The following is an 18,805-nucleotide window of genomic DNA, read 5'->3' on the forward strand; positions in this document are numbered from 1 at the left end:
TGCTTGACGAATCGAGCCGATTTTGAAGTGTCAACCATCTCCCCGAACACCCGTCAGCTATGTCCCCGGGCTGAACAGAGGCAACGAAGTCCGATACGAGCGAGAGACGCAGCCGCTTCCGAAGATGAGCCTCTGGAGTGACGAGCTTGACCGGTTTCTGGTGAACGGCTGTTCGCCCCGGTGCGGCGCGTCACGGTGAAGGCGCGGATCGCTAGGCACAAGGGCCGGGCGTTTAGGTCAGCGCCCCTGGCGGCGCATCTCACCTATCTCGAGAGGGACGGGGTCACTCGCGATGGCCAGCCGGCACGGATGTTCGACGCCGCGGGCGATCAGGCGAATGAGGCTGCGTTCGAGGCGCTGGGCAGGGGTGACCGGCATCATTTCCGGTTCATTGTCTCTCCCTAGGACGCAGCCGACATGGAGAACCTCAGAGCGTTTACCCGCGATTTGATGCGGCAGATGGAGGCCGATCTCGCGACCAGGCTTGAGAGTCGGGTCTCTGGGGAATTGGTCTCCTCGGCTGACAACGCTTGTCCAAATTATCCTGGGATCAAGCGAGCCGATGTTCGTAGCTTATAGGCCAGGGCGCTCGGTTCTCTACAAGGATCCGTACGCTGAGGTCTTGGCAAGCAAGCATCCGGCACTCGGACGGGTGACCTGCCAATCATGCGCGGTTTCCTCCCTTGGAGGCTTTCGGGCGCAAGCCGCCCGCATATTCCACACCGTCACCGCTGCGGCCGGCATCCGCAATCCTTCACAAGAGCTGACGTCCCGCGGGACATCGGGAGCACAAGGTCTGGCTATTCGCATGCGTTATTTTCGATGGCCGCGCTCATTCGTGCCGAATCCTGAGCTACGATCCGAAAAGCTCAGGCGGGGCCTTCTCCTTCAAGGCTCCGCCGATATGCTTGTCGAGAAGCTTGGCGGCGCCTTCGAGCGAGCCCTTCTCCAGCAGATCGATGATGGCTAGGTGCTCGCCTGGTTGCCGCCATACCCGGTCGCGGTCGAGCGTCTGACGGTATTCGATCAGGCGCCGCAATTCGTTCTGACGGGCGACGGTCTGGGCCAAGAACCTGTTACCCGACATAAGGGCGAGCGCCTCGTGGAAGTCGCTGTTCGACTTGAACAGCTCAACTTGGCCAAGCGTCTTGAACCCCGCGCTATGGAGAAATTCCTGCCGCTTGCGCTGCTCCGAAAGGACGGGACGATCGAGCTTGAAGGTCGAGGATCGCAAGCCTTGAGGCTCTAGGAGATTGAGGCCGGGCTGATTAACCTCACACTCGACAACATCCAAGCCCTGGCCGTCGCGCTAGGCGTTGAGCCCTCTGATGCTTGTGGCATCTATGGCACGGCATTTGAGATGGTTCCGCGCCTTCCCCGTGAGCGTGGGTGTGATCCGAGGCCGTCACTCTGGCAGGCCTTCGAGGTCGTCCCAGCCGAGCCCCACCTTTGGAGGGTGCGGGCGCCGCCAAAAATTCTCATTTGAAATCAAGGCGCCTTAAAAGTAGGTAGGGGGCCATAAGTCATTGATCTTGCTCTTGGCTTTCTCCCCTGTCGTACCCACCATCGAGTGCTGCGTGTGATTTACCGTAATAGTGATCGCAGTACTGAAGGGGGTGTCGCTCCGCTTGTTTCCCCGGTTGGCAGCTTGAGAGGAGGCGGGCGGTCCATCGGGTCGGAGCAGCTATTTGAACTTCTCCGGCCAAAGCCCTGGTGCGATCGACTAGCTCTGCCGGGAGCTGCCAATGCTGTTGACGGGCGCAGATGTCGTTGCAGCGAATTGCTCAGGTGCAAGCCGAAGCTGGCCACCGGTTGACCACCGAAACCCCGTGAACAAACGGCGATAAAGGCCGTCAATCGCGAGCAAACTTCATTGTTTTCGTTGATCTTTTCGCATGCTACTTACGTTCGGGACGCAGGGGTCGCAGGTTCGAATCCTGCCGCTCCGACCATTTTTTCAGGCGCCTAGCTTTTCATCTCCCGAGAAGCGCAACGAAATCACACGGCGCCACCCTGCACCCATCCGGCTATTCGTGAGCATTTCGCCGCGGCAGACGACAGCGCTTCATGGAGCGTCCAATTCCTTCAGCTTCCGGTCAAGCGTGCGCAGGCTGATGCCGAGGGGTTTTGCAAGCGATTCTCGATTGCCGCGATGCGTCAACAGGGCGGTCCGAAGCGCTCGCGCCTCGCGCTCCTTCGATGACGGCGAGTTCTCATCGTCAGCAGGCGCCAGCTTTGTTGCGGTTCGCTGCAAGCAGCGCTGCGGCGAGAAGCGGTCGATCAGAGGCGCGGCCGCGCAATGCCGGCAGAAGGATCGGAAAGGTTGACAGTCGGTCGTAAAGATCGTTTCTCGACGATGCGAGACGCGTGCGCGCGATCAATTCCGGGGACCAGCAGAGCGCGATCAGGAAGGCCGGTGCGCGACCATTCCGATCAGCGCAGAGCGACCGTGATGGCCGCTGCCTTCGCTGAGCTCGGTCTCGTATTCGCGCAGTTCGATGATTTCCAGCTCACGGAACGCCTCTCGGAGCATGGTTTCCGTATAGAGGTGCGAGAGGGCGGAAGGGCCGCCCGTCTTGTACTCCAACTGCTTGGGCGTATAGCCTTGCAGGATCAGCGTCCCGCCCGGCTTCAGGCTTGCGATCATGCGCGCGAACAGCCGTTTCCTCAAATCTGGGGCGGCGAACTGCACGAAAATCGCTGCGATGCCGTCATACGCCGCACTTGGCCACGCGAAGCCGTCGCAATCGGCAAGCTGGTAGTTCACGCTGACTCCGGCTGACGCGGCAAGTTTGCTCGCTTTCGCCAGACCCACCTCCGAGATGTCGAAGGCGTCGACCTGAAATCCCTGCCGGGCGAGCCAGACGCTGTTGCGGCCTTCTCCGTCGGCGACGCAGAGAATGCGACTGCGGTACGGGAACGTGCCGACATGGCGGCGCAGCCATTGATTGGGTTCGGTTCCGAAAACGAAATCATCGCCTTCGAATCGTCGGTTCCAGCGGCCGGCGTCGGCGTCTGGCGGTACGTTCGTGACCATCGGCAGTCCCACTTTGAAGATGACAAGCGTGTTTGTTGGCAGCCGCAAGGAGCTTGCGAGCTCCTCGGTATCAGCTTGCGAACCCTTGATCGCAAGTTAGGTGAACTGGAAGCCGGATCGTAGTTCATCAGCCCGTCAGACGCGGCAGGCGCGTGAGCAGGGGACGATCGCGCCGGCGGCTCGATACCGTCTCGCACGAACCGCGCTGGCACAGGCTCGACCGCCTGTTTGTTATCGTCTCGCCAAAGTGATAGCAACACGGGGCGGCCTTGCGGCATGACGCCGTGGCCGCCGATGTAACGGACCGAATTGGTCGATTGAGGAATATGCGGACGAATATGGCAACCAAGCGTGCACGCAGCAGGTCTTCGCTCGAGCCTGACGCGTTGCTCGAGAAGGCTCACAAGGCAAGCGAATTCCTCAAGGCGCTGTCGCACGAAGCGCGGCTTGCCATTCTGTGTCTGCTGCTTGACGGAGAGAAGTCCGTCAGCAGCATTGAGGATTCGCTGCAGCTCCGCCAGCCGACGGTGTCGCAGCAACTTGCCCGGCTGCGCGCGGACGATCTCGTCAAGGTGCGCCGGGACGGCAGGAACGTGTATTATTCGGTCTCGCGGCCGGAAGTGATCGAGGTCATGTCCGCTCTCTATCGCGCTTTCTGCTAGGTGGCACTGATGGAGTCTCGCTGCCCGCGGGGATCGTCCGTCAGGCGGAGCCGGGGACAGCGGCGACTGTGTTTTCTGCGGTCACGCGATCGATGAACCCGGCTGCCGCGGCTATCACCGCGGAGGTCGCCTGTTGATGAGGCGCATGTCCACAGCCTTCCAGCACGCAGGTCTCGATCCGGGCTGGCACGAGGGCGCGGAGCGTCTCAAGCTGAGTATGCGTGAAGAACTCGTCTTCGCTGCCCTGAACGGCGAGCACCGGGGCGCGAACCCGTCCAACGTAGGGCTTGATACCCCAGTCGCGCGGTTCTTCTCCAGTCCAAGCATCGACCAGCCGGCCAAAAAGATGATCGGTTCTGCTGCCATGATACCGTGCGAGCCTCGCCCTCAGGTCGCCGTGCTCGAAGTCCCTGATCTGGGCGGCGATGCCGTCAACCGTCCGCTGTTCGCGGAAGAGGTGAGGGGCGATCGCGACGACCCCGCTGACCTCATCGGGAAACGCGCCGGCAAACGTCAACGCGATCGCAGCACCGTCGGAGTGGCCGACCAGGATCGGACGCCGCGCTCCGGTCGTCCGTAACACTTCGGGCAGGGCATCCAGAGCCTCGGCGAGCAGATATTGCCGCGAATGGGGCGGCTCGAGCGGCTCCGAGTCACCCGAGCCCCAGCGGTCGAAGACCAGGACGGAGCAGCCGGTCGCAGCCGCAAGCCGTTCGGGAAAATCGCGCCAGAGCCGGGCGCAGCCCAAGGCGTCATGCAGCAGGACGAGCGGCGGACGTTCCGGTCGCGTCGCCGCGAGCCAATGGCCGCGAAGCCTCCGGCCGGCCGCAACGAAGCTGAGCTGCCGCGCCGCCGCGACGACCACATCGCGAATGTCCGGCGGGCCGAGATTGACGAAATCGGCCGACGTGCGCGAGAAGAAGTCCTCAACGACCGATCCGGCATCGGCCAGTTCGGCGCCGCGCAGCGCCGCCTCGAGATCAAAGATGACGCGGGGCGGTGTGACGAAGAAATCGCCGGTGATCAGAGCTTCGCGAATCCGCCTGCGGTCTGGGCCCTCGAGGCGGATATCCGCGCGCAGGCTGCCGCCGCGCCGTGTCAGAGTGGCACTGACCAGCGAGCCGTCCACCTCGGGAGCGTCGACCATCTCGACGAAGTCGTCACGGCCGATCTCGTCGCGATATAGCTGCTCGGCGAGTTCTTCTTCGAGCATCGATACCTGGCCCCATTGCGGAACAATGCCGAGGCCTTCCGCCAGGCCGTCGAGCAGGCCTTGCTGGATGGCGGCCAGATCAGGAAGCTTGTCGCCGAGGATCTCGCGCATGCTGACGACGCGCTGGCGGGCCGAGGCGAGGTCGCGCTTGGCGAGCTTTTCCACCGGCACTTTGAGCGCAGCGATCATCTGCTCGGGGTCGAAGTCGATCAGCAGTGTTCCCTGGTAGAACAGCGTATCGCCGTCAAAGAAGCCGCCGGTGCCGCTGATCTTGCGGCCGTCGACGTCGATGTCGTTGCGCGGGCGGTAGCGCGCGGGGACGCCGAGCTTGTTGAGCCCGAGTGCGACGCTTTCGCAGATCCGGCGCGTCGTTTCGGTGAGATCCATGGCGCCGAGGCTGGAGCGGCCGAACACGAGCTCCCATCCGATCTGACCCTCGTCGAGATAGAGACCTCCGCCTCCCGTGATCCGCCGGCCGACCTCGATTCCCTTGCTCCGGCAATAGTCGAGCCGGACCTCATGGCTCAGGATCTGGTGGATTCCGACCAGCGCCGACGGACGAAACCGCAGGAAGCGGATGGTATCGGGAATCCGCCGTGCCTTATGAGCGTCGATGAGCGCCTGGTCGAAGGCGATATTGGCGCGTCCGCCTCGAATCCCGGTGTCGATGACCCGAAATGACTTGTCGCTGCTGGCCATCGCATCTTCCTCCCGGTTATTTGGGTAGTCCGCGCCGGAGTTGGCCGCGCACGTGGCGAATGTCGCGGCGATCGAGCTTGAAAGGGTATGAAGCAATGTCGCGCGGCGGCGAGTCGCCATAGGGGCGGTCGCAGGCGGACACATCGGCGGCCTCCTTGCCGGGGCAGCCGGACGTGCGGAAGGCCACGCCCGCGTCGATGATCGCGTCGACTTCGTCCTGCGGCAGACCGAAATCGACGAGCTGACCGCGCTCGTCGAAACGCATGCGCTGCAGGGAATGGCTTCGATAGTCGATGAGATAGCGGGCGAGCTGGATGCGTCGCCATTGCGGGCGCGGCGCCGGCGGGAGATGATCCATCAATGAGCCTTGTTCGGGAAAGAACGCGAACAGGTGGCTGTGGCCGCCGAGGTCGCGAATTCTCTGCACCTGCGAGAGAACGTCGTGGTCGCTCTCGCCCATCCCGACGATGAGATGGGCGCCGAAACGTTCCGGGCCAAATATCTCGGCGGCGGCCAGCAGGATCTCCCAATATTTGTCCCAGCTATGCGGCGATTGAACCCCGCGGCCGCGGGTGCGGTCAAAGATGACCGGGTTGGCTGCATCGAGCGCGACCGTAAATATCTCGGCGCCGAGATCCTTGAGCTCCTGCACATCCAGTCGGGTCATCGTCGTCGGATTGGACAGGATGGACACGGGCACGTGCCTGATGCGTTCAACCCATTTCCGCAGGACGATGCGGGTGTCCTGGTCCGACCGCGGATGCGTGATCATGCTGATGCACATGCGATGGAAGCGCCCGCCGTCGCCGCCCGATGCAACGATGTCAATCACCTGGTCGTAGGGCACCGCAGGCCAGTCGACCCGAATGAAGTTGCGGTCGGCATAGTTGCGCTCCGCTTCGCGATGGCGCGCAAGCCCGCAATAGGCGCAGTTGGCGCGGCAACCTTCCGGATAGGTCAGCAGCAGGTTCAGGCAACGGGTGCAACTGGTGCGATGCATGTAGCCGTTCATGATGCCGAGGGTGATCGCCGCCGCCGTCGACATTTGCACGTACTCGGGCGACCGCATGTTCGGCGTCAGAACATTGTCGTTCGGCAGGTACGTGCCGACCGGCCGCACATCCTGCGCTCTCACGCGCCCGCCGTTGCGTGCTTCCGCCGGCACGGCGCCGGGCGCGCGCGGCCGCATGGCTTCGGCCGCGTTGAAGGTGCGCGTCTCCCCGGTGAGGAAATCCGGCACCGGATGCGTCGGTCCTTCGAGACAGCTCATGACGTCCTCCCCTGATCCTGCATCTTCACGCCCAATAGTTCGGCGAACTGATCCATCCCTCGGCGAGCGCAGTCGCGTCGGGGCGACGGCCGTCGCCATAGTGCGCCAGCACTTGCCGTCGTCGCAGCAATGCCCGGCTCAAGGCCGCATCGAAAATGTCGCCGAGCTCTTCGTCATAGTCATCGAGGGCGCCGCTGCGGCCAGACAGCATGTCTGCCGCGGCGTGCCCGGCGAGTGCCCCCGATTGCACGGCGGAGGCGATGCCGGCGCCGGTCACGGGGTTGGTCAGGCCTGCCGCATCGCCGGCCAGCAACACCTGGGTTGCGCCGAGCCGGCCTGTCGAACCTACCCTGCCGCCCACGGGTATCGCCCCGCCCGTCAACGCGAACGGGCGTGTTCCGATGCGGCGCGATGCCGACAGCGAGGCGAAGAGCGCGGCGAGCATCGGTTTCAGTCGCCGCCGGTCCTCTATCATGATGCCGACGCCGATATTGGCCACGGCGCCCTTGGGAAACAGCCAGCCATAGCCGCCGCGGTAGTCGGCGCTCAGGAAGATATCCGTGGCATCGTGCGGCACGATCAGCGGCGCGGTCAGTTGCCTCGTATCGACAAGCGCGCGATTGATCTGGCCGATGGCCGCGCCGACCCGCGAGCGAGGGCCGTCGCAGCCGATGAGGACGCGCGGTTTGAGGGCAAGACCATCGGACGTATGAACTGTGCCGTCGATATCGATGGCAACCACGGAGGTGCCGTATCGGCACGCGGTTCCCGCATTCGCCGCCTCATCAGCGAGCATTCGATCGAAGGCGGCGCGATCGATCATCCAGCCGCGGAAGTCCGGCGTTTCCTCGCAATCCGTCGCTTCGGTGAAGGTCAGCATGCGCGTGATCTTCTGTTGGGCGACGGCCGTGATGTTCGGAATGTCCCGCTCGATCATGGCGGGCACGAACTCGGCACATTGGACCGGGCGACCCGCCTCGAGCCGGCGATCGACGGCGACGACGCGGTAGCCCGCTTTCGCGGCAATTGCAGCCGCACGGCTCCCGGCCGGTCCAAGCCCGACGACGACGATATCCGCTGCCTCGGCGTTCATGGTGCACCTCAGGCTGCGCAAGCCCGCCGTCCGGCGAGGCCGTCAAGCGCGATCGAGCAGCAGGCATGCTCCTGCTCGACCGGCCGGCCGATGGCGCGGGCGAGAGCCACGATGCCGTCCGCGGGATAGGCGATACCGTCAAATCCCGCCATGACGGCGTATGCGTCGGTCATCAGCTTATGGCGGCCCGCGGGGCGGATACAGCCAAGTTGAACCGGCGCGTGACTGATGCGTTGCCGCGCGGCGACCAGCACCTTCGCCACGTCGTCGGTGGATATCGTGGCGAAGGGCCGATCCGGCGGCGCATAGATCGGAGTCACCACCACCAGGATCAACGCGGCAACCGCATGGCGCGAAACGATGTCCAGTGCGGTCGCTTCGCCGAGCAGCCGGCCATAGTGCAGACCGATGACGATGTGTGGCACGACCTGCATCTTGGTGCCCGAGAGCGCGGCGAGCGTCGCCTCGAAATCCGCGACGGGACGGTCGAGGTGATAGACTTCGCGGATCGTCTGCTCCGAGCCGATCACGTCGAGCATCGCGACGTCGACCCCGGCGGCCTCCATGGATCGGGCGCGCCGTTCGTCGAGCAACGCGGAATGGACGGCGATGCGCAGATGGGGAAAGTCGCGCTTGAGCCTTTCGATGGTCGGATAGAAGCGATCGTACGGAACCTCGTTGCGCCGGTTGGATCCGCCTGAGAGCAGGAACCCGCGCAGATCCTTGAGCAGAATGAGATCGCGCACCTTGCGGTCGAGTTCGTCCGGTGTCGTTGCCGCGATCATCGGTTCGAGGATCTTCGCCTGACAGTGATCGCAATTCAGCGCGCAGGCGCCGCCGGTGATGGAAAAGGCGGGAAAACTCGCTTTGCCGCAGCCCTTGAGCTCCTCGCTGGCATAGGCGCGGAACGTCGGCGTGTAGAACCGCATCGGTCCGAGTGCGCGCTCGCGGGCTGCCGCCTCGAGTGCGTCGACGAGCTCGCGATCAAAACGCAGGTCGTCGAGCGGTTCGATCTCCTGCAGCTTCTCATACCACGCCATTGCGTTCCTCGCTTTTCATATGCGAAAAAACATATATAATGTAGGTCCGCCGTCGGCTTCGGCCGTCATTGATGCCTCATCAGTTGTCGCGGTTCGCCATGAAGACACTCTGCGTCTTGCAGCATTTTGAGGCGGACTATCTCGGCTTGATGGAAGACCAGTTCGAAGGCCGCAACGTCGGCTTTCGCTATTGCCGGCCGTTTACGGCCGGAGGATCGATACCTGCGACGGCCGGGGATTTTGACGGCCTCGTTGTTCTTGGCGCCGGACCGCTCGGAGTCGTCAGCGGCAACCTGCTTCCGAGCCTTGGGCCCGAGTTGCGGTTGGTACAGGATTTCCTGGCGCGCGACCTGCCCGTCATCGGCATCGGAGCCGGCAGCTGCATAGTTGCAACCGCGTGCGCCGGCGGCACTCAGGAAGCTCCGCTCCGCTTCGTTGTGGAGACGGCCCGACGGGTCGATCCCGCGGCGCTCGGCGGTCATCTGCCGCAATCCTTTCCCGTCGCGATCTACATGCGCGATCGCCCGGTGCTGCCGGCCGATGCCCGTGTTCTCGCGATCGACGCTGCGGGGGAGCCGGCGGTGTTTCAGCTTCGTGATAACTGCTTCGGGTTCCTCGGCCATCCCGGAATCAAGTCGGCCATGATCGAGGATCTGATCATGGAATCCGAAGAATGTCCTGATCGCACGGCGGAAACGCTCGCCGACCTGCGCGTGGTGCAGCGCGAGATCGCTGCGGCGCTCGGACCGCTGATGATTGGTTTGATCGAGTCGACGCATTTGATGCGGCCGCTCCCGTAGGACCGTTCTCCCGAGCAACGAATTATTTTCTTCAGCCTATAGATGTCATTCAAAAAATGGAATATGTTTTGTGCGTTCGTCCGACGGATTGGATGAATTCGATGTGAGCTTGTTGTTCACCCAGGACTTCGGTTCTTGGGCATGTTGATCTTCATCAACTCCAAGGTGATGCGCCTCAAGATAAACTTATTGTGCACGCTCGTGTGTCGATGTGCGTTGCGCACGCTCAATAGCAGATGATCGGGAGGACATCGTAAGAATGGCCAAAAAGCTCATCATCATCATGGTCAATACCGATCCTCGCAACGGCGAGGAACTGGGCGCGCCGTTCTTCCAGGCCACCGTTGCCGCGGCGATGGACTACGAGGTGGAGGTCGTCTGTACCGCGACGTCGGGGCAGCTCATGAAAAAGGGCGTGGCAGAGAAGCTCGTGGTCAAGCCCGGGTCTCCGAAGACCGTCTATGACTTCATCAAGGACGCGCACGGAGCGGGAGTGAAGTTCTATTGCTGCTCTCCGAACCTCGATCTGTTCGACATGACCGAGCAGGATCTGATCCCTGAATGCGAAGGCATCGTCGGGGGTGCAAAGGTCATCGAGGAGGTGATGGAAAACGAAAATGCCAAGGTGCTGACCTACTGAGGAGAGCCGCCAGATGACGAGCGGAGCTTCAATGGAGCTGACCCCTATCGGCGACCCGGTCTCCGAAGCGCCGGTCGTTCCCTACGAGAAGCTGGAAGAGGTGTTCGACGACATTCGCTCGCACGTCCTCTACGATCATGAGCTGCATGGCTGTCTCAATTGCGGCATCTGCACCGCGACCTGTCCCTCGGCGCACTACTACGATTATTCGCCCCGCGAGATCGTCCAGCTGCTGTGGACCGAAAATCTCGAAGGCATCTACGACGCGATGCAGGAGAAGATCTGGTCCTGCGCGCAGTGCTACACCTGTGCGGCCCGCTGTCCGTTCGAAAATTCGCCGGGCGGGCTCGTCATGATCATGCGCGAGGTCGCGATCAAGCACGGCATGCAGTCGGCGAAGGATGTGCTGCGGCCGTTCTCGCGGGTGCTTCTGAAGGTCATTTCCACGGGAAACCAGCTCGCGCCGAACATGATCACGCGCGATGCGTTTCCCGACTGGGGCCCGAACGTCGCCAAGGTCGACGCCCCGCTCAATATCCTGCGCAAGGCCATTCCGGTCCCAACCATGCACACCATGGACACGGCCTGGGAGGTCAACCTGAAGACGTCCGTCGAACTCTACACCATTTGGGAGGCGACCGGCGTGCTCGATCAGCTCGAGACGATCGACGAGAATCTGTTCGATGTCGTCAGTGACGTGATGGATGAGAAGCGCGAGGAATACAACGAGTGGCTTGAAGAGCAGCAGGAAGAATAGGCCGTTGAGACGACCACAACAGACGGCGAGATCAATCGCTGCGGTGGACGACGGAGGAAACGATGGACGAAAAGCGCAGTGACAGTCAGTCGGCTTACGCCGGCTTTGGCGCGGAGTGGCGCCCTTCCAATCTGACGCCGGGCGAGGCGCAGACAGCGACTGCCTGGGTGGAAACCCGGATCGACCGTCGCTCGATGCTGACCAACAAGGACCGTGTCCAGGACATCCGCGACGCGATGTGGGAGTTGGAGAAGGACGGCGAAATCGTCGTCCATCGGATCGACGAGCGCCACGAGCCGGTGGTGGCGCGCACGCTGTACGGCTGGGACAAGCGCATTCCCACCACCAACCTCTGGCAGCACAAATCCTGCGGACAGTGCGGCAATATCCCCGGCTATCCGTCGAGCGTGATGTGGCTGATGAACCAGCTCGGTGTGCGCTATCTCGACGAGACCGATCAAACCTCTTGCACCGCCTGGAATTATCACGGCTCCGGGGTCGGCAATGTCGTCAGTCTGGCCGCCGTCTTCCTGCGCAACTTCCACCAGGCATACATGTCGGCCAAGGCGCAGGGGCTGCCGGTCGGAACCTACTTCCCGCTGGTCCACTGCGGCACGTCGTTCGGCAATTACAAGGAGATGCGCATCTTCTTGATGCATTCGGCTGAACTGCGCGAGCAGGTGAAGAAGATTCTCGGCAAGCTGGGCCGCCTGGTCGACGGCAAGCTGCTGATCCCCGAAGAGATCGTGCACTATTCCGAATGGCTGCACGTCATGCGTCATCGCATCCGGGAGCGGCAGGTCATAGACGTGAGCAGCCTTCGCGCCACCGTTCATCCGGCTTGTCACGTCTACAAGATGGTTCCGGAAGACGTGATCTATGACGACACCGTCATGGACGGCAATCGCGTCGCGGTATCGACCGGCCTGATGCAGGCGCTGGGTGCACAGGTGATCGACTACTCCACCTGGTACGACTGCTGCGGCTTCGGTTTTCGTCATATCATTGGCGAACGTGAGTTCACCCGCTCCTTCGCCATCGACCGCAAGATCAGGGTCGCGGTCGAGGAGGCGCGGGCGGACGTCATGATCGGCCACGACACGGGTTGCATCACCACGCTCGACAAGAACCAGTGGATCGGCAAAGCCGTCGACAAGGTCTACGCGCTGCCAGTCATGGCCGATTGCCAGTTCGCGGCGCTCGCCCTCGGTGCGCATCCATACAAGCTCGCGCAGCTTCACTGGCACGCCTCGCCGTTCGAGGGGCTGCTCGAGAAGCTCGGCATCGACTGGCAGAAAGCCAAAGCCGAGTTCGAGGCCTATCTCGATGAAGTGAAGGCCGGCCGCATCGAAACGCTCTACGACCCCAAACGCGCGATTACGTCGGGCCCAGGCTATGTCAAGCCGACGGCGACCTTGTCAGGAGCCGCATCATGATTCGTCCCGTTCTCATCGTTGGCGGTGGGCCGTCGGGGCTTTCCGCCGCGCATGCGCTGGCCGCTGCCGGCCAGCGCGTCGTTCTCGTCGAGAAGGCGGAGCAGCTCGGCGGCGCGCCGATCCAGTCGGGCTACGCCAAGCTGGTGCCGTCCGGCGAATGGGCCAAGGACGCCATCGGTGGCATGGTGCGCCGGGTCGAAACCGACAGCCGTGTCGAGATCCGAAGGCGCGTCACGGTAAAGGCCTTTTCGGGCAGCCCAGGCGACTTTCGCGTGACGCTGTCGGATGGCACGGTGCTGGAGGCGGGGGCGGCGATCCTGTGCACCGGCTTCACGCATTTCGATTCCGTCAACAAGCCGGAATGGGGTTTCGGCACCTACCCTGATGTGGTCACCACGACCCAGGTCGAGCAGATGCTCTCCTCCGGCAAGGGCGTGCGCTGTCCGTCCGACGGACGCGAGCCGGAACGGGTTGCGATCCTGCTATGCGTCGGCTCGCGCGACCGCCAGATCGGTCGCGAGTGGTGTTCGAAGATCTGCTGCACGGTCTCCGCCAACATTGCCATGGAGATCCGCGAGGCGATGCCACGGTGCAACGTGTATATCTACTACATGGATATCCGCACCTTCGGTCTCTACGAGGATCTCTACTACTGGGAAAGCCAGGAGAAGCATCGCGTCAAATACATCAAGGCGCGGATCGCCGAAGTGACATCGGACGGCAGGCGGTTGATCGTCAAGGGCGAGGACACGCTGGTGAAGCGGCCGATCTCGATTCCGTTCGACATGGTGGTGCACGCCATCGGCATGGATCCCAATGTCGACAACATGACGTTGTCGGCCGTGTTCGACGTCAAACTGCAGAAGCACGGCCATATCCAGAAGGCATCGGTCTATTCCGACACGTCTGCGACCTCGCGGCCCGGCGTCTTCGTCGCCGGCGCGGCGACTGGGCCCGAGACCATCGACGATTCCATCGCACAGGGCCAGTCGGCAGCGATGGCCGCGCTGGCCCTGGTCCGCGGCGCCATGATGGAAGCGGCCGAGTGATGTGGCCGATCACCAGCCATAAAGGTACGGTGGTGGCCGAGCCGACGCGGCCGGTGCTTGATCTGTCCGGCCCCAGGCTGCGGCGGGCGTTCGAGAGCCTCGTGGAATCCGCCGACGGCACCGGTGGCGTCGAGCGCTATGTCGGAGCGCTCGCGCTCAAGGCCTCGCTGTTCGAGGAGGTGCTGGGCAAGGGGCGGGTCAGCGAGCTGACGGAGGCCGAATTCTGCGACCTCGCCACGTTCATCACGCCGGTGCGCCGGCGTGTGGGTGCGTGGCTCGGCCGCAACGGATTCGCGGCGATGCGCAGCAGGCTCGAGGCCCTGCTGCGCGGATGGTCCGACCTCGGCACCACCGACCAGCGCGTCGCCGCGTTCGTCGCGAGCTTTCCGGCCGATCGCGAGCACCGCTGGTCGCGCGATCTTGCCGCCGAGCTCCTTCATTTCACCGCGCCCGATCGCTATCCGCTGATGACGCGCTGGATGTGGGACGCCAGGGTCAATACCGGCGTGTTGCGCGAGATATGGTACGACGGGGATGCCGAGGCCGGTACGATCGCCGTCGGCGACGGCCTCGCCACTTTCACGATGCTACGCGAGGAGCTCGAAGGTTTCCTGCAGGCGAACGGTGTCTTCCGCGATCTGGCCTTCTATGTCGATCTGCTCTGCGCCCACACCTATGCAAACTATATCAACGACAAGGGCGGCCAGTTCCTGCACGCGGACTTCTGCGGCGGCTTCAAGGCCGACGGGATGGCGCATACTCGCCGTCTCCTGGGACTCGATGCGGTCGATACCGAGTCGGGTCGCACCCGCCTGAAGCTGATCGATGGCAGGGCCTATGTGCTCGGGCAGCCTCGCCTGCTGAGCGAATGAGGGAACATCCATGCCGATTCACGAAAAATCGCTGATCCGGCCCGAGAATCTCGTCACGCATGAGCACCTGGAAATCGATGGCGTCGATGTCTCCGGGCACTGGAGCACGTTCATCACCTCGCGCGCCATCACCGACTACAACGAGCAGATGCAGGAGGAGATCGCGGCGCTCCCGGGAGGCGAGTTCATCCATCGCTGCTGGCAATGCGGCTCATGCACCAACGCCTGCACGATCAACGCCGTGAATCCCGACTTCAACCCGCGCTATTGGATCTACCTGATCCGCATGGGCTTCGAAAGCGAGCTGCTGCGTGACAAGGACATCATCTGGCAGTGCGTCTCCTGCAACAAGTGCACCTATGCCTGTCCGCGCGACGTCAGTCCGGAAGGCGTGATGAAGGCCACGGCACATTGGCTGGAGCTGAAGGGCTATACGGAGAAGAAGCCGTCCACCACGTTCGATGAGGTCTTCTCCGAGCAGGTCTTCGCCACCGGCAAGATCGAGGAAGGCCGCGTGCTGCGCCGGTTCTTCGCGCGGACCGGGCAGTCCCTGTCGCAGGGCTGGCTTGTCGAACTGATACGCAGTCTCGCCAGCCGATTGCCGGTCGGCCTCCTGGTGAAGCTGGGACTTGCCAGCGTGATCCGTCCCCGCACGCGCGGATGGCGGGGCGCCAGCCTCGCGATCGACGAGTATGTCCATGAGTGCGAAGCAGCTGCCCGCAAGGCGCTTCGGCTGGACGTTCAGGGAGCTGAGTGATGAGCGACAAACACAAGCAGGTCGCCTACTATCCGGGCTGCGCGCTCGAAGGAACCGGGCACGCCTACAACCGCTCGACCAAGGAGGTCGGCAAGGCACTCGGCCTCGATCTGGTCGAGCTCAAGAACTGGAACTGCTGCGGCGCCATGGAGGTCAAGAACATCGATCCCAAGCTGCAGACCTATCTGTCGGCACGCAACCTCTCGATCGCCGATGCGATGGGGTTCGATACCGTAATGGCGCCGTGCAATGGCTGCTATCACAATCTCAAGAAGGCCGAATACGACCTCGCCAAGGATCCCGCGTCGCGCGAGGTGACGGACCGACTGTCGCGCAAGGCCGGCCACGCGACCTACGAAGCGGGCAAGGTCACGACCATTCACGCGCTGGACTGGATCAAGGAATCGGTCGGCGAACAAGGCCTCAAGGCACGCGTGAAGAACTCGCTCAACGGCTTGAAGGTCGCCAACTACTATGGCTGCATGTACACGCGGCCGCGTCACATCTTTCCGGAAAAGGACAAGGGGCCCGGCTCGGAATCGACCTCCAAGCCCCATTTCATGGACGACCTGCTGGCCGCGGCGGGGGCCGAAAATGTCGAGTACCCCCTCAAGACGGCATGCTGTGGCGGCGCTCACACACTGTCCGACAGTGACACCTCGACCAAGCTCGTTCTCAACCTGCTCACGACGGCCGAGGCCTGCGGCGCGGACGTGATCGCCACCGAATGCCCGACCTGCCACACCGGGCTCGAAATGCATCAGGTGCGCGCCGAAAAGGTCTTCGGCCGCAAGACGAGCGTCAAGATCCTGTACTTCACCCAGCTCCTCGGTATGGCGCTCGGGCTGTCGGCGCGCAGGGTCGGCGTGCAGGAGAACTTCTCGGATTCGACTGGTCTGTTGCGTGCGCGGGGGCTCGGCTGATGGCGGATATCGGTATCACGAGCCTCGACAACGTCACGATGCGGCTTGACGCCATGTTGGCCGCGTCCGATGCTGCACTCGCGGCGGACGCCGCGCCACTTGCCGAGGAGCTGTTGCAGCTCGGCGAAATGATTCTCGAAACATGGCTCGCTGCGCACGGCGAGATCGCGACCGATCGCAAGGTCGAAACCTTCCGCTTGCTGGCGCTGCATCGGCAGGGTGCGCGCGGCGATGCAAGCTTCAATGCTTGCCGCGAGACGTGCCGCGAGCTCGTCTATCACTATAATCTGGTGCGCCTCGAGCCGGGCCACGCGGAGGTCGCCCGGCGGCTGCGGCTGGGCGCCATGGTCGCGCGGCACCTTGTGCTGTTCATCGGAGGCAAGCTGGAGGTGGTCGGGCTCGGCGACTTCTGCTGCGCGTCCCGGCCGCTACGTCAACTCGATGCATCGATGCAGACCAACGAAACTGTTTGAGACAAGGAGAAGACGATGCCCATCGTCCGCGGCTGCAACCTTCCCGACGACCTCCTCTACGACGTCGAAAACAACATCTGGTATCGCGAGAACGCCGACGGCACCGTGACGCTCGGGATGACCGCTGTGGCAGCGGCCATGGCCGGTCAGCTTGTCGCCTTCACACCAAAGAAGGCCGGCCGGTCGGTCGATGCGGGCAAGTCCTGCGCCACGATCGAATCCGGCAAGTGGGTCGGCCCGGCAAAGGTCGCCTTCAATGCGGAAATCGTCGAGGTCAACGATGCAATGAGCGCAGCGCCCAAGCTCGCCAACACCGACCCATATGGCGAGGGATGGATGGTCAAGGTGCGCCCGAAGGACTGGGCTGCTGCCAAGGCCGGCCTCGTGCCGGGCACGGCGGCCGCCGCCCCTTACGAAGCGAAGATGGCTGCCGAGAATTTCGCTGGCTGCGCGTAAGGAAGTGGATAGGCCGTGACTGAGACCGTCGCAATCAGGACATCGATGATAAGTCGCGGCCTCGCGGCCTTCATGTCGCTGCCGACCTATTTCCCGGGTGTCCTGGCCAGTCTGATCATCGCGATCGCGGCAACCTTCCTGTCCGAGCACTATGGCGGGCCGGTCATGCTGTTCGCCTTGCTGCTTGGGATGGCCTTCTATTTCCTGTCGCAGGAGGGGCGCTGTGTTGCCGGCATCGAACTCGCCTCGAAGCACATCCTGCGCGTCGCCGTCGGCCTGCTCGGGGCGCAGATCACGATTGCCGAGATCATGAAGCTTGGTCCGACGCCCGTGATCACGGTCGTCGGCGCGGTGATCCTGACCATCCTGTTCGGCGCGCTGGCCTCCCGTGCCATGGGTTTGAGCCGGCGGTTCGGAATCCTCACCTCCGGGGCTGTGGCGATTTGCGGAGCGTCGGCGGCGCTCGCGATCTCGTCGGTGTTGCCCAAGGGGGAGCAGCACGAACGCGACACGGTCTTTACCGTGATCGGCGTGACCGCGCTCAGCACGATCGCGATGATCGTCTATCCGCTGGTGATCGCAGGATTTCATCTCGATCACGCTGCAGTCGGCATGTTTCTTGGCGGCACCATTCACGACGTTGCGCAAGTGGTTGGCGCCGGCTTCAGCGTGTCGGAGGAGACCGGAAACGTCGCGACCTTCACCAAGCTGCTCCGGGTCGCCATGCTGCTGCCTGTCGTGGTGATGCTGTCCTACGTGTTCCGCGCCCATCACGTCGGTAGGGCCGGGCGACAATTGCCGGGGTTCCTGGTGGTGTTCGCCGTTCTGGTGATGCTCAACAGCGCCGGCGTCATTCCCGCATTCCTGCTTGCCCTCATCAAGGACATTTCAAGGTGGTGCCTGGTGACGGCGATCGCAGCGCTCGGGATGAAGACGTCGCTCAAGGCGATGGCCGATGTCGGCGGCCGGGCGATCGCGCTGATCGTCGCCGAGACGTTGTTCCTCGCAGTTCTCGTGCTGATGGTCGTGCGTTGGAAAGCAGGAATCCAGTGATGCGCGCGGTTGCGCCTGCGAGAGACCAAACGGAGAGATGCAATGGCCGATGATAACAATACCAAGCGCATGTCGATGATTGTCACCAAGGGCACGCTGGATTGGGCCTATCCGCCCTTTATCCTGGCCACGACAGCGGCGGCCATGGGCCTCGAAGTGACCATGTTCTTCACCTTCTACGGCTTGACGCTGCTCAAGAAGAATCTCGACCTGAAGATTTCGACGCTCGGCAATCCGGCCATGGAGATGCCGATGTTTGGAATGCACATCGGCATGCCGAATCTCGTATCGGCCATCCCCGGCGTCGACGCGGCGGCGACGACAATGATGAAGAACCTGATCAAGAAAAAGGGGGTCGCATCGATAGAGGAGTTGCGCACGATGGCCATCGAAGCCGAAGTCAAGATGATCGCCTGCCAGATGACCATGGATCTATTCGAGTACACCAAGGACGACATGATCGAGGGGCCGGTGCTCGGCGGCGCTGCGACCTACATCGAGACGGCGACCAAGAGCGACATCAACCTGTTCATTTGAATGTATCACGAAGCCAGCACCAGAAATTACGGAGAGAC

General features: G+C 62.9%; 20 protein-coding genes and 1 pseudogene. 14 read left to right on the forward strand and 7 right to left on the reverse strand.

Translation table 11 applies throughout. The annotated features are described in order from the left end of the window. Window positions 1–156 precede the first annotated feature (156 nt). Window positions 157–489, forward strand: a pseudogene (locus QW863_RS14495) (type VI secretion protein); the annotation flags it as partial. A 364-nt stretch (window positions 490–853) separates the two neighbouring features. On the opposite strand, the gene QW863_RS14500 reads toward QW863_RS14495, so the two are convergent. The 3 genes from QW863_RS14500 to QW863_RS14505 all read right to left on the reverse strand — a co-directional run bounded on the left by QW863_RS14500 (window position 854) and on the right by QW863_RS14505 (window position 3,085). Continuing rightward, entirely contained in the window at window positions 854–1,294 is a 441-nt protein-coding gene (locus QW863_RS14500; protein ID WP_315715441.1) for an FCD domain-containing protein, read from the reverse strand. A 771-nt stretch (window positions 1,295–2,065) separates the two neighbouring features. Continuing rightward, window positions 2,066–2,254: a helix-turn-helix domain-containing protein gene (locus tag QW863_RS35995; protein ID WP_409977933.1), complete on the reverse strand. Its 189-nt coding sequence runs from the start codon at window positions 2,252–2,254 to the stop codon at window positions 2,066–2,068. A 150-nt stretch (window positions 2,255–2,404) separates the two neighbouring features. Next, window positions 2,405–3,085, reverse strand: coding sequence for a class I SAM-dependent methyltransferase (locus tag QW863_RS14505; protein WP_315715442.1), 681 nt, complete (start codon window positions 3,083–3,085; stop codon window positions 2,405–2,407). Window positions 3,086–3,375: 290 nt separating this feature from the next. Between QW863_RS14505 and QW863_RS14510 the strand changes: the two genes are divergently transcribed. After that, window positions 3,376–3,699, forward strand: coding sequence for a metalloregulator ArsR/SmtB family transcription factor (locus QW863_RS14510; RefSeq protein WP_315715794.1), 324 nt, complete (start codon window positions 3,376–3,378; stop codon window positions 3,697–3,699). Window positions 3,700–3,739: 40 nt separating this feature from the next. Here the strand turns inward: QW863_RS14510 and QW863_RS14515 are convergent, their stop codons facing one another. From QW863_RS14515 to QW863_RS14530, 4 genes are read right to left on the reverse strand one after another with little or no spacing between them, the layout of a single operon-like run. Then, the gene (locus QW863_RS14515) at window positions 3,740–5,731 is read right to left on the reverse strand and encodes an alpha/beta fold hydrolase (RefSeq protein WP_315715443.1); all 1,992 of its coding nucleotides are present in this window, start codon (window positions 5,729–5,731) and stop codon (window positions 3,740–3,742) included. Beyond that, window positions 5,628–6,881, reverse strand: a complete 1,254-nt coding sequence (locus QW863_RS14520) for a radical SAM protein (protein ID WP_315715444.1) — start codon at window positions 6,879–6,881, stop codon at window positions 5,628–5,630. The genes QW863_RS14515 and QW863_RS14520 overlap by 104 nt, the downstream gene beginning before the upstream one ends. Before the next feature lie 25 nt (window positions 6,882–6,906). After that, window positions 6,907–7,974 carry an NAD(P)/FAD-dependent oxidoreductase gene (locus QW863_RS14525; RefSeq protein ID WP_315715445.1) on the reverse strand — a complete coding sequence of 356 codons (1,068 nt, stop codon included), beginning with the start codon at window positions 7,972–7,974 and terminating at the stop codon, window positions 6,907–6,909. 8 nt (window positions 7,975–7,982) lie between these two features. Further along, the gene (locus tag QW863_RS14530) at window positions 7,983–9,014 is read right to left on the reverse strand and encodes a radical SAM protein (RefSeq protein ID WP_315715446.1); all 1,032 of its coding nucleotides are present in this window, start codon (window positions 9,012–9,014) and stop codon (window positions 7,983–7,985) included. A gap of 83 nt (window positions 9,015–9,097) precedes the next feature. Here QW863_RS14530 and QW863_RS14535 point away from each other — a divergent pair, with 83 nt between their 5' ends. The 12 genes from QW863_RS14535 to dsrE2 all read left to right on the forward strand — a co-directional run bounded on the left by QW863_RS14535 (window position 9,098) and on the right by dsrE2 (window position 18,767). After that, on the forward strand, window positions 9,098–9,814 hold the full coding sequence (locus QW863_RS14535) for a hypothetical protein (protein WP_315729374.1): 717 nt from the start codon (window positions 9,098–9,100) through the stop codon (window positions 9,812–9,814). A 259-nt stretch (window positions 9,815–10,073) separates the two neighbouring features. Continuing rightward, window positions 10,074–10,454, forward strand: coding sequence for a DsrE/DsrF/DrsH-like family protein (locus QW863_RS14540; protein WP_315715450.1), 381 nt, complete (start codon window positions 10,074–10,076; stop codon window positions 10,452–10,454). A gap of 31 nt (window positions 10,455–10,485) precedes the next feature. Further along, the gene (locus QW863_RS14545; RefSeq protein ID WP_315715451.1) at window positions 10,486–11,211 is read left to right on the forward strand and encodes a 4Fe-4S dicluster domain-containing protein; all 726 of its coding nucleotides are present in this window, start codon (window positions 10,486–10,488) and stop codon (window positions 11,209–11,211) included. A 62-nt stretch (window positions 11,212–11,273) separates the two neighbouring features. Then, window positions 11,274–12,647, forward strand: coding sequence for a heterodisulfide reductase-related iron-sulfur binding cluster (locus tag QW863_RS14550; RefSeq protein ID WP_315715452.1), 1,374 nt, complete (start codon window positions 11,274–11,276; stop codon window positions 12,645–12,647). Beyond that, window positions 12,644–13,696 (forward strand): FAD-dependent oxidoreductase, encoded by a 1,053-nt coding sequence (locus QW863_RS14555; RefSeq protein ID WP_315715453.1) that lies wholly within the window; start codon window positions 12,644–12,646, stop codon window positions 13,694–13,696. The genes QW863_RS14550 and QW863_RS14555 overlap by 4 nt, the downstream gene beginning before the upstream one ends. Continuing rightward, the gene (locus tag QW863_RS14560) at window positions 13,693–14,568 is read left to right on the forward strand and encodes a hypothetical protein (RefSeq protein ID WP_315715454.1); all 876 of its coding nucleotides are present in this window, start codon (window positions 13,693–13,695) and stop codon (window positions 14,566–14,568) included. Before QW863_RS14555 ends, QW863_RS14560 begins: the two co-directional genes overlap by 4 nt. Window positions 14,569–14,578: 10 nt before the next feature. After that, window positions 14,579–15,325, forward strand: a complete 747-nt coding sequence (locus QW863_RS14565; RefSeq protein WP_315715455.1) for a 4Fe-4S dicluster domain-containing protein — start codon at window positions 14,579–14,581, stop codon at window positions 15,323–15,325. Next, window positions 15,325–16,248, forward strand: a complete 924-nt coding sequence (locus QW863_RS14570) for a CoB--CoM heterodisulfide reductase iron-sulfur subunit B family protein (protein ID WP_315715456.1) — start codon at window positions 15,325–15,327, stop codon at window positions 16,246–16,248. Before QW863_RS14565 ends, QW863_RS14570 begins: the two co-directional genes overlap by 1 nt. Further along, entirely contained in the window at window positions 16,248–16,721 is a 474-nt protein-coding gene (locus QW863_RS14575) for a hypothetical protein (RefSeq protein WP_315715457.1), read from the forward strand. The genes QW863_RS14570 and QW863_RS14575 overlap by 1 nt, the downstream gene beginning before the upstream one ends. Before the next feature lie 15 nt (window positions 16,722–16,736). After that, a complete protein-coding gene (locus QW863_RS14580) occupies window positions 16,737–17,177 on the forward strand; it encodes a glycine cleavage system protein H (RefSeq protein ID WP_315715458.1) in 441 nt (146 codons plus the stop codon). 15 nt (window positions 17,178–17,192) lie between these two features. Continuing rightward, a complete protein-coding gene (locus QW863_RS14585; RefSeq protein ID WP_315715459.1) occupies window positions 17,193–18,230 on the forward strand; it encodes a YeiH family protein in 1,038 nt (345 codons plus the stop codon). A 42-nt stretch (window positions 18,231–18,272) separates the two neighbouring features. Next, entirely contained in the window at window positions 18,273–18,767 is a 495-nt protein-coding gene (gene dsrE2, locus QW863_RS14590) for a sulfur carrier protein DsrE2 (RefSeq protein ID WP_315715461.1), read from the forward strand. Window positions 18,768–18,805 lie beyond the last annotated feature (38 nt).

This window comes from Bradyrhizobium sp. SZCCHNR1017, assembly GCF_032381375.1.
Lineage (GTDB): Bacteria > Pseudomonadota > Alphaproteobacteria > Rhizobiales > Xanthobacteraceae > Bradyrhizobium.

What these genes read in the sequence shown, in the direction of transcription:
- QW863_RS14510 (WP_315715794.1), top strand. Translation starts at nt 3,376, where the DNA reads ATGGCAACCAAGCGTGCACGCAGCAGGTCTTCGCTCGAGCCTGACGCG.
- QW863_RS14515 (WP_315715443.1), bottom strand. Translation starts at nt 5,731, where the DNA reads ATGGCGACTCGCCGCCGCGCGACATTGCTTCATACCCTTTCAAGCTCG.
- QW863_RS14520 (WP_315715444.1), bottom strand. Translation starts at nt 6,881, where the DNA reads ATGAGCTGTCTCGAAGGACCGACGCATCCGGTGCCGGATTTCCTCACC.
- QW863_RS14525 (WP_315715445.1), bottom strand. Translation starts at nt 7,974, where the DNA reads ATGAACGCCGAGGCAGCGGATATCGTCGTCGTCGGGCTTGGACCGGCC.
- QW863_RS14530 (WP_315715446.1), bottom strand. Translation starts at nt 9,014, where the DNA reads ATGGCGTGGTATGAGAAGCTGCAGGAGATCGAACCGCTCGACGACCTG.
- QW863_RS14540 (WP_315715450.1), top strand. Translation starts at nt 10,074, where the DNA reads ATGGCCAAAAAGCTCATCATCATCATGGTCAATACCGATCCTCGCAAC.
- QW863_RS14545 (WP_315715451.1), top strand. Translation starts at nt 10,486, where the DNA reads ATGGAGCTGACCCCTATCGGCGACCCGGTCTCCGAAGCGCCGGTCGTT.
- QW863_RS14550 (WP_315715452.1), top strand. Translation starts at nt 11,274, where the DNA reads ATGGACGAAAAGCGCAGTGACAGTCAGTCGGCTTACGCCGGCTTTGGC.
- QW863_RS14555 (WP_315715453.1), top strand. Translation starts at nt 12,644, where the DNA reads ATGATTCGTCCCGTTCTCATCGTTGGCGGTGGGCCGTCGGGGCTTTCC.
- QW863_RS14565 (WP_315715455.1), top strand. Translation starts at nt 14,579, where the DNA reads ATGCCGATTCACGAAAAATCGCTGATCCGGCCCGAGAATCTCGTCACG.
- QW863_RS14570 (WP_315715456.1), top strand. Translation starts at nt 15,325, where the DNA reads ATGAGCGACAAACACAAGCAGGTCGCCTACTATCCGGGCTGCGCGCTC.
- QW863_RS14575 (WP_315715457.1), top strand. Translation starts at nt 16,248, where the DNA reads ATGGCGGATATCGGTATCACGAGCCTCGACAACGTCACGATGCGGCTT.
- QW863_RS14580 (WP_315715458.1), top strand. Translation starts at nt 16,737, where the DNA reads ATGCCCATCGTCCGCGGCTGCAACCTTCCCGACGACCTCCTCTACGAC.
- dsrE2 (WP_315715461.1), top strand. Translation starts at nt 18,273, where the DNA reads ATGGCCGATGATAACAATACCAAGCGCATGTCGATGATTGTCACCAAG.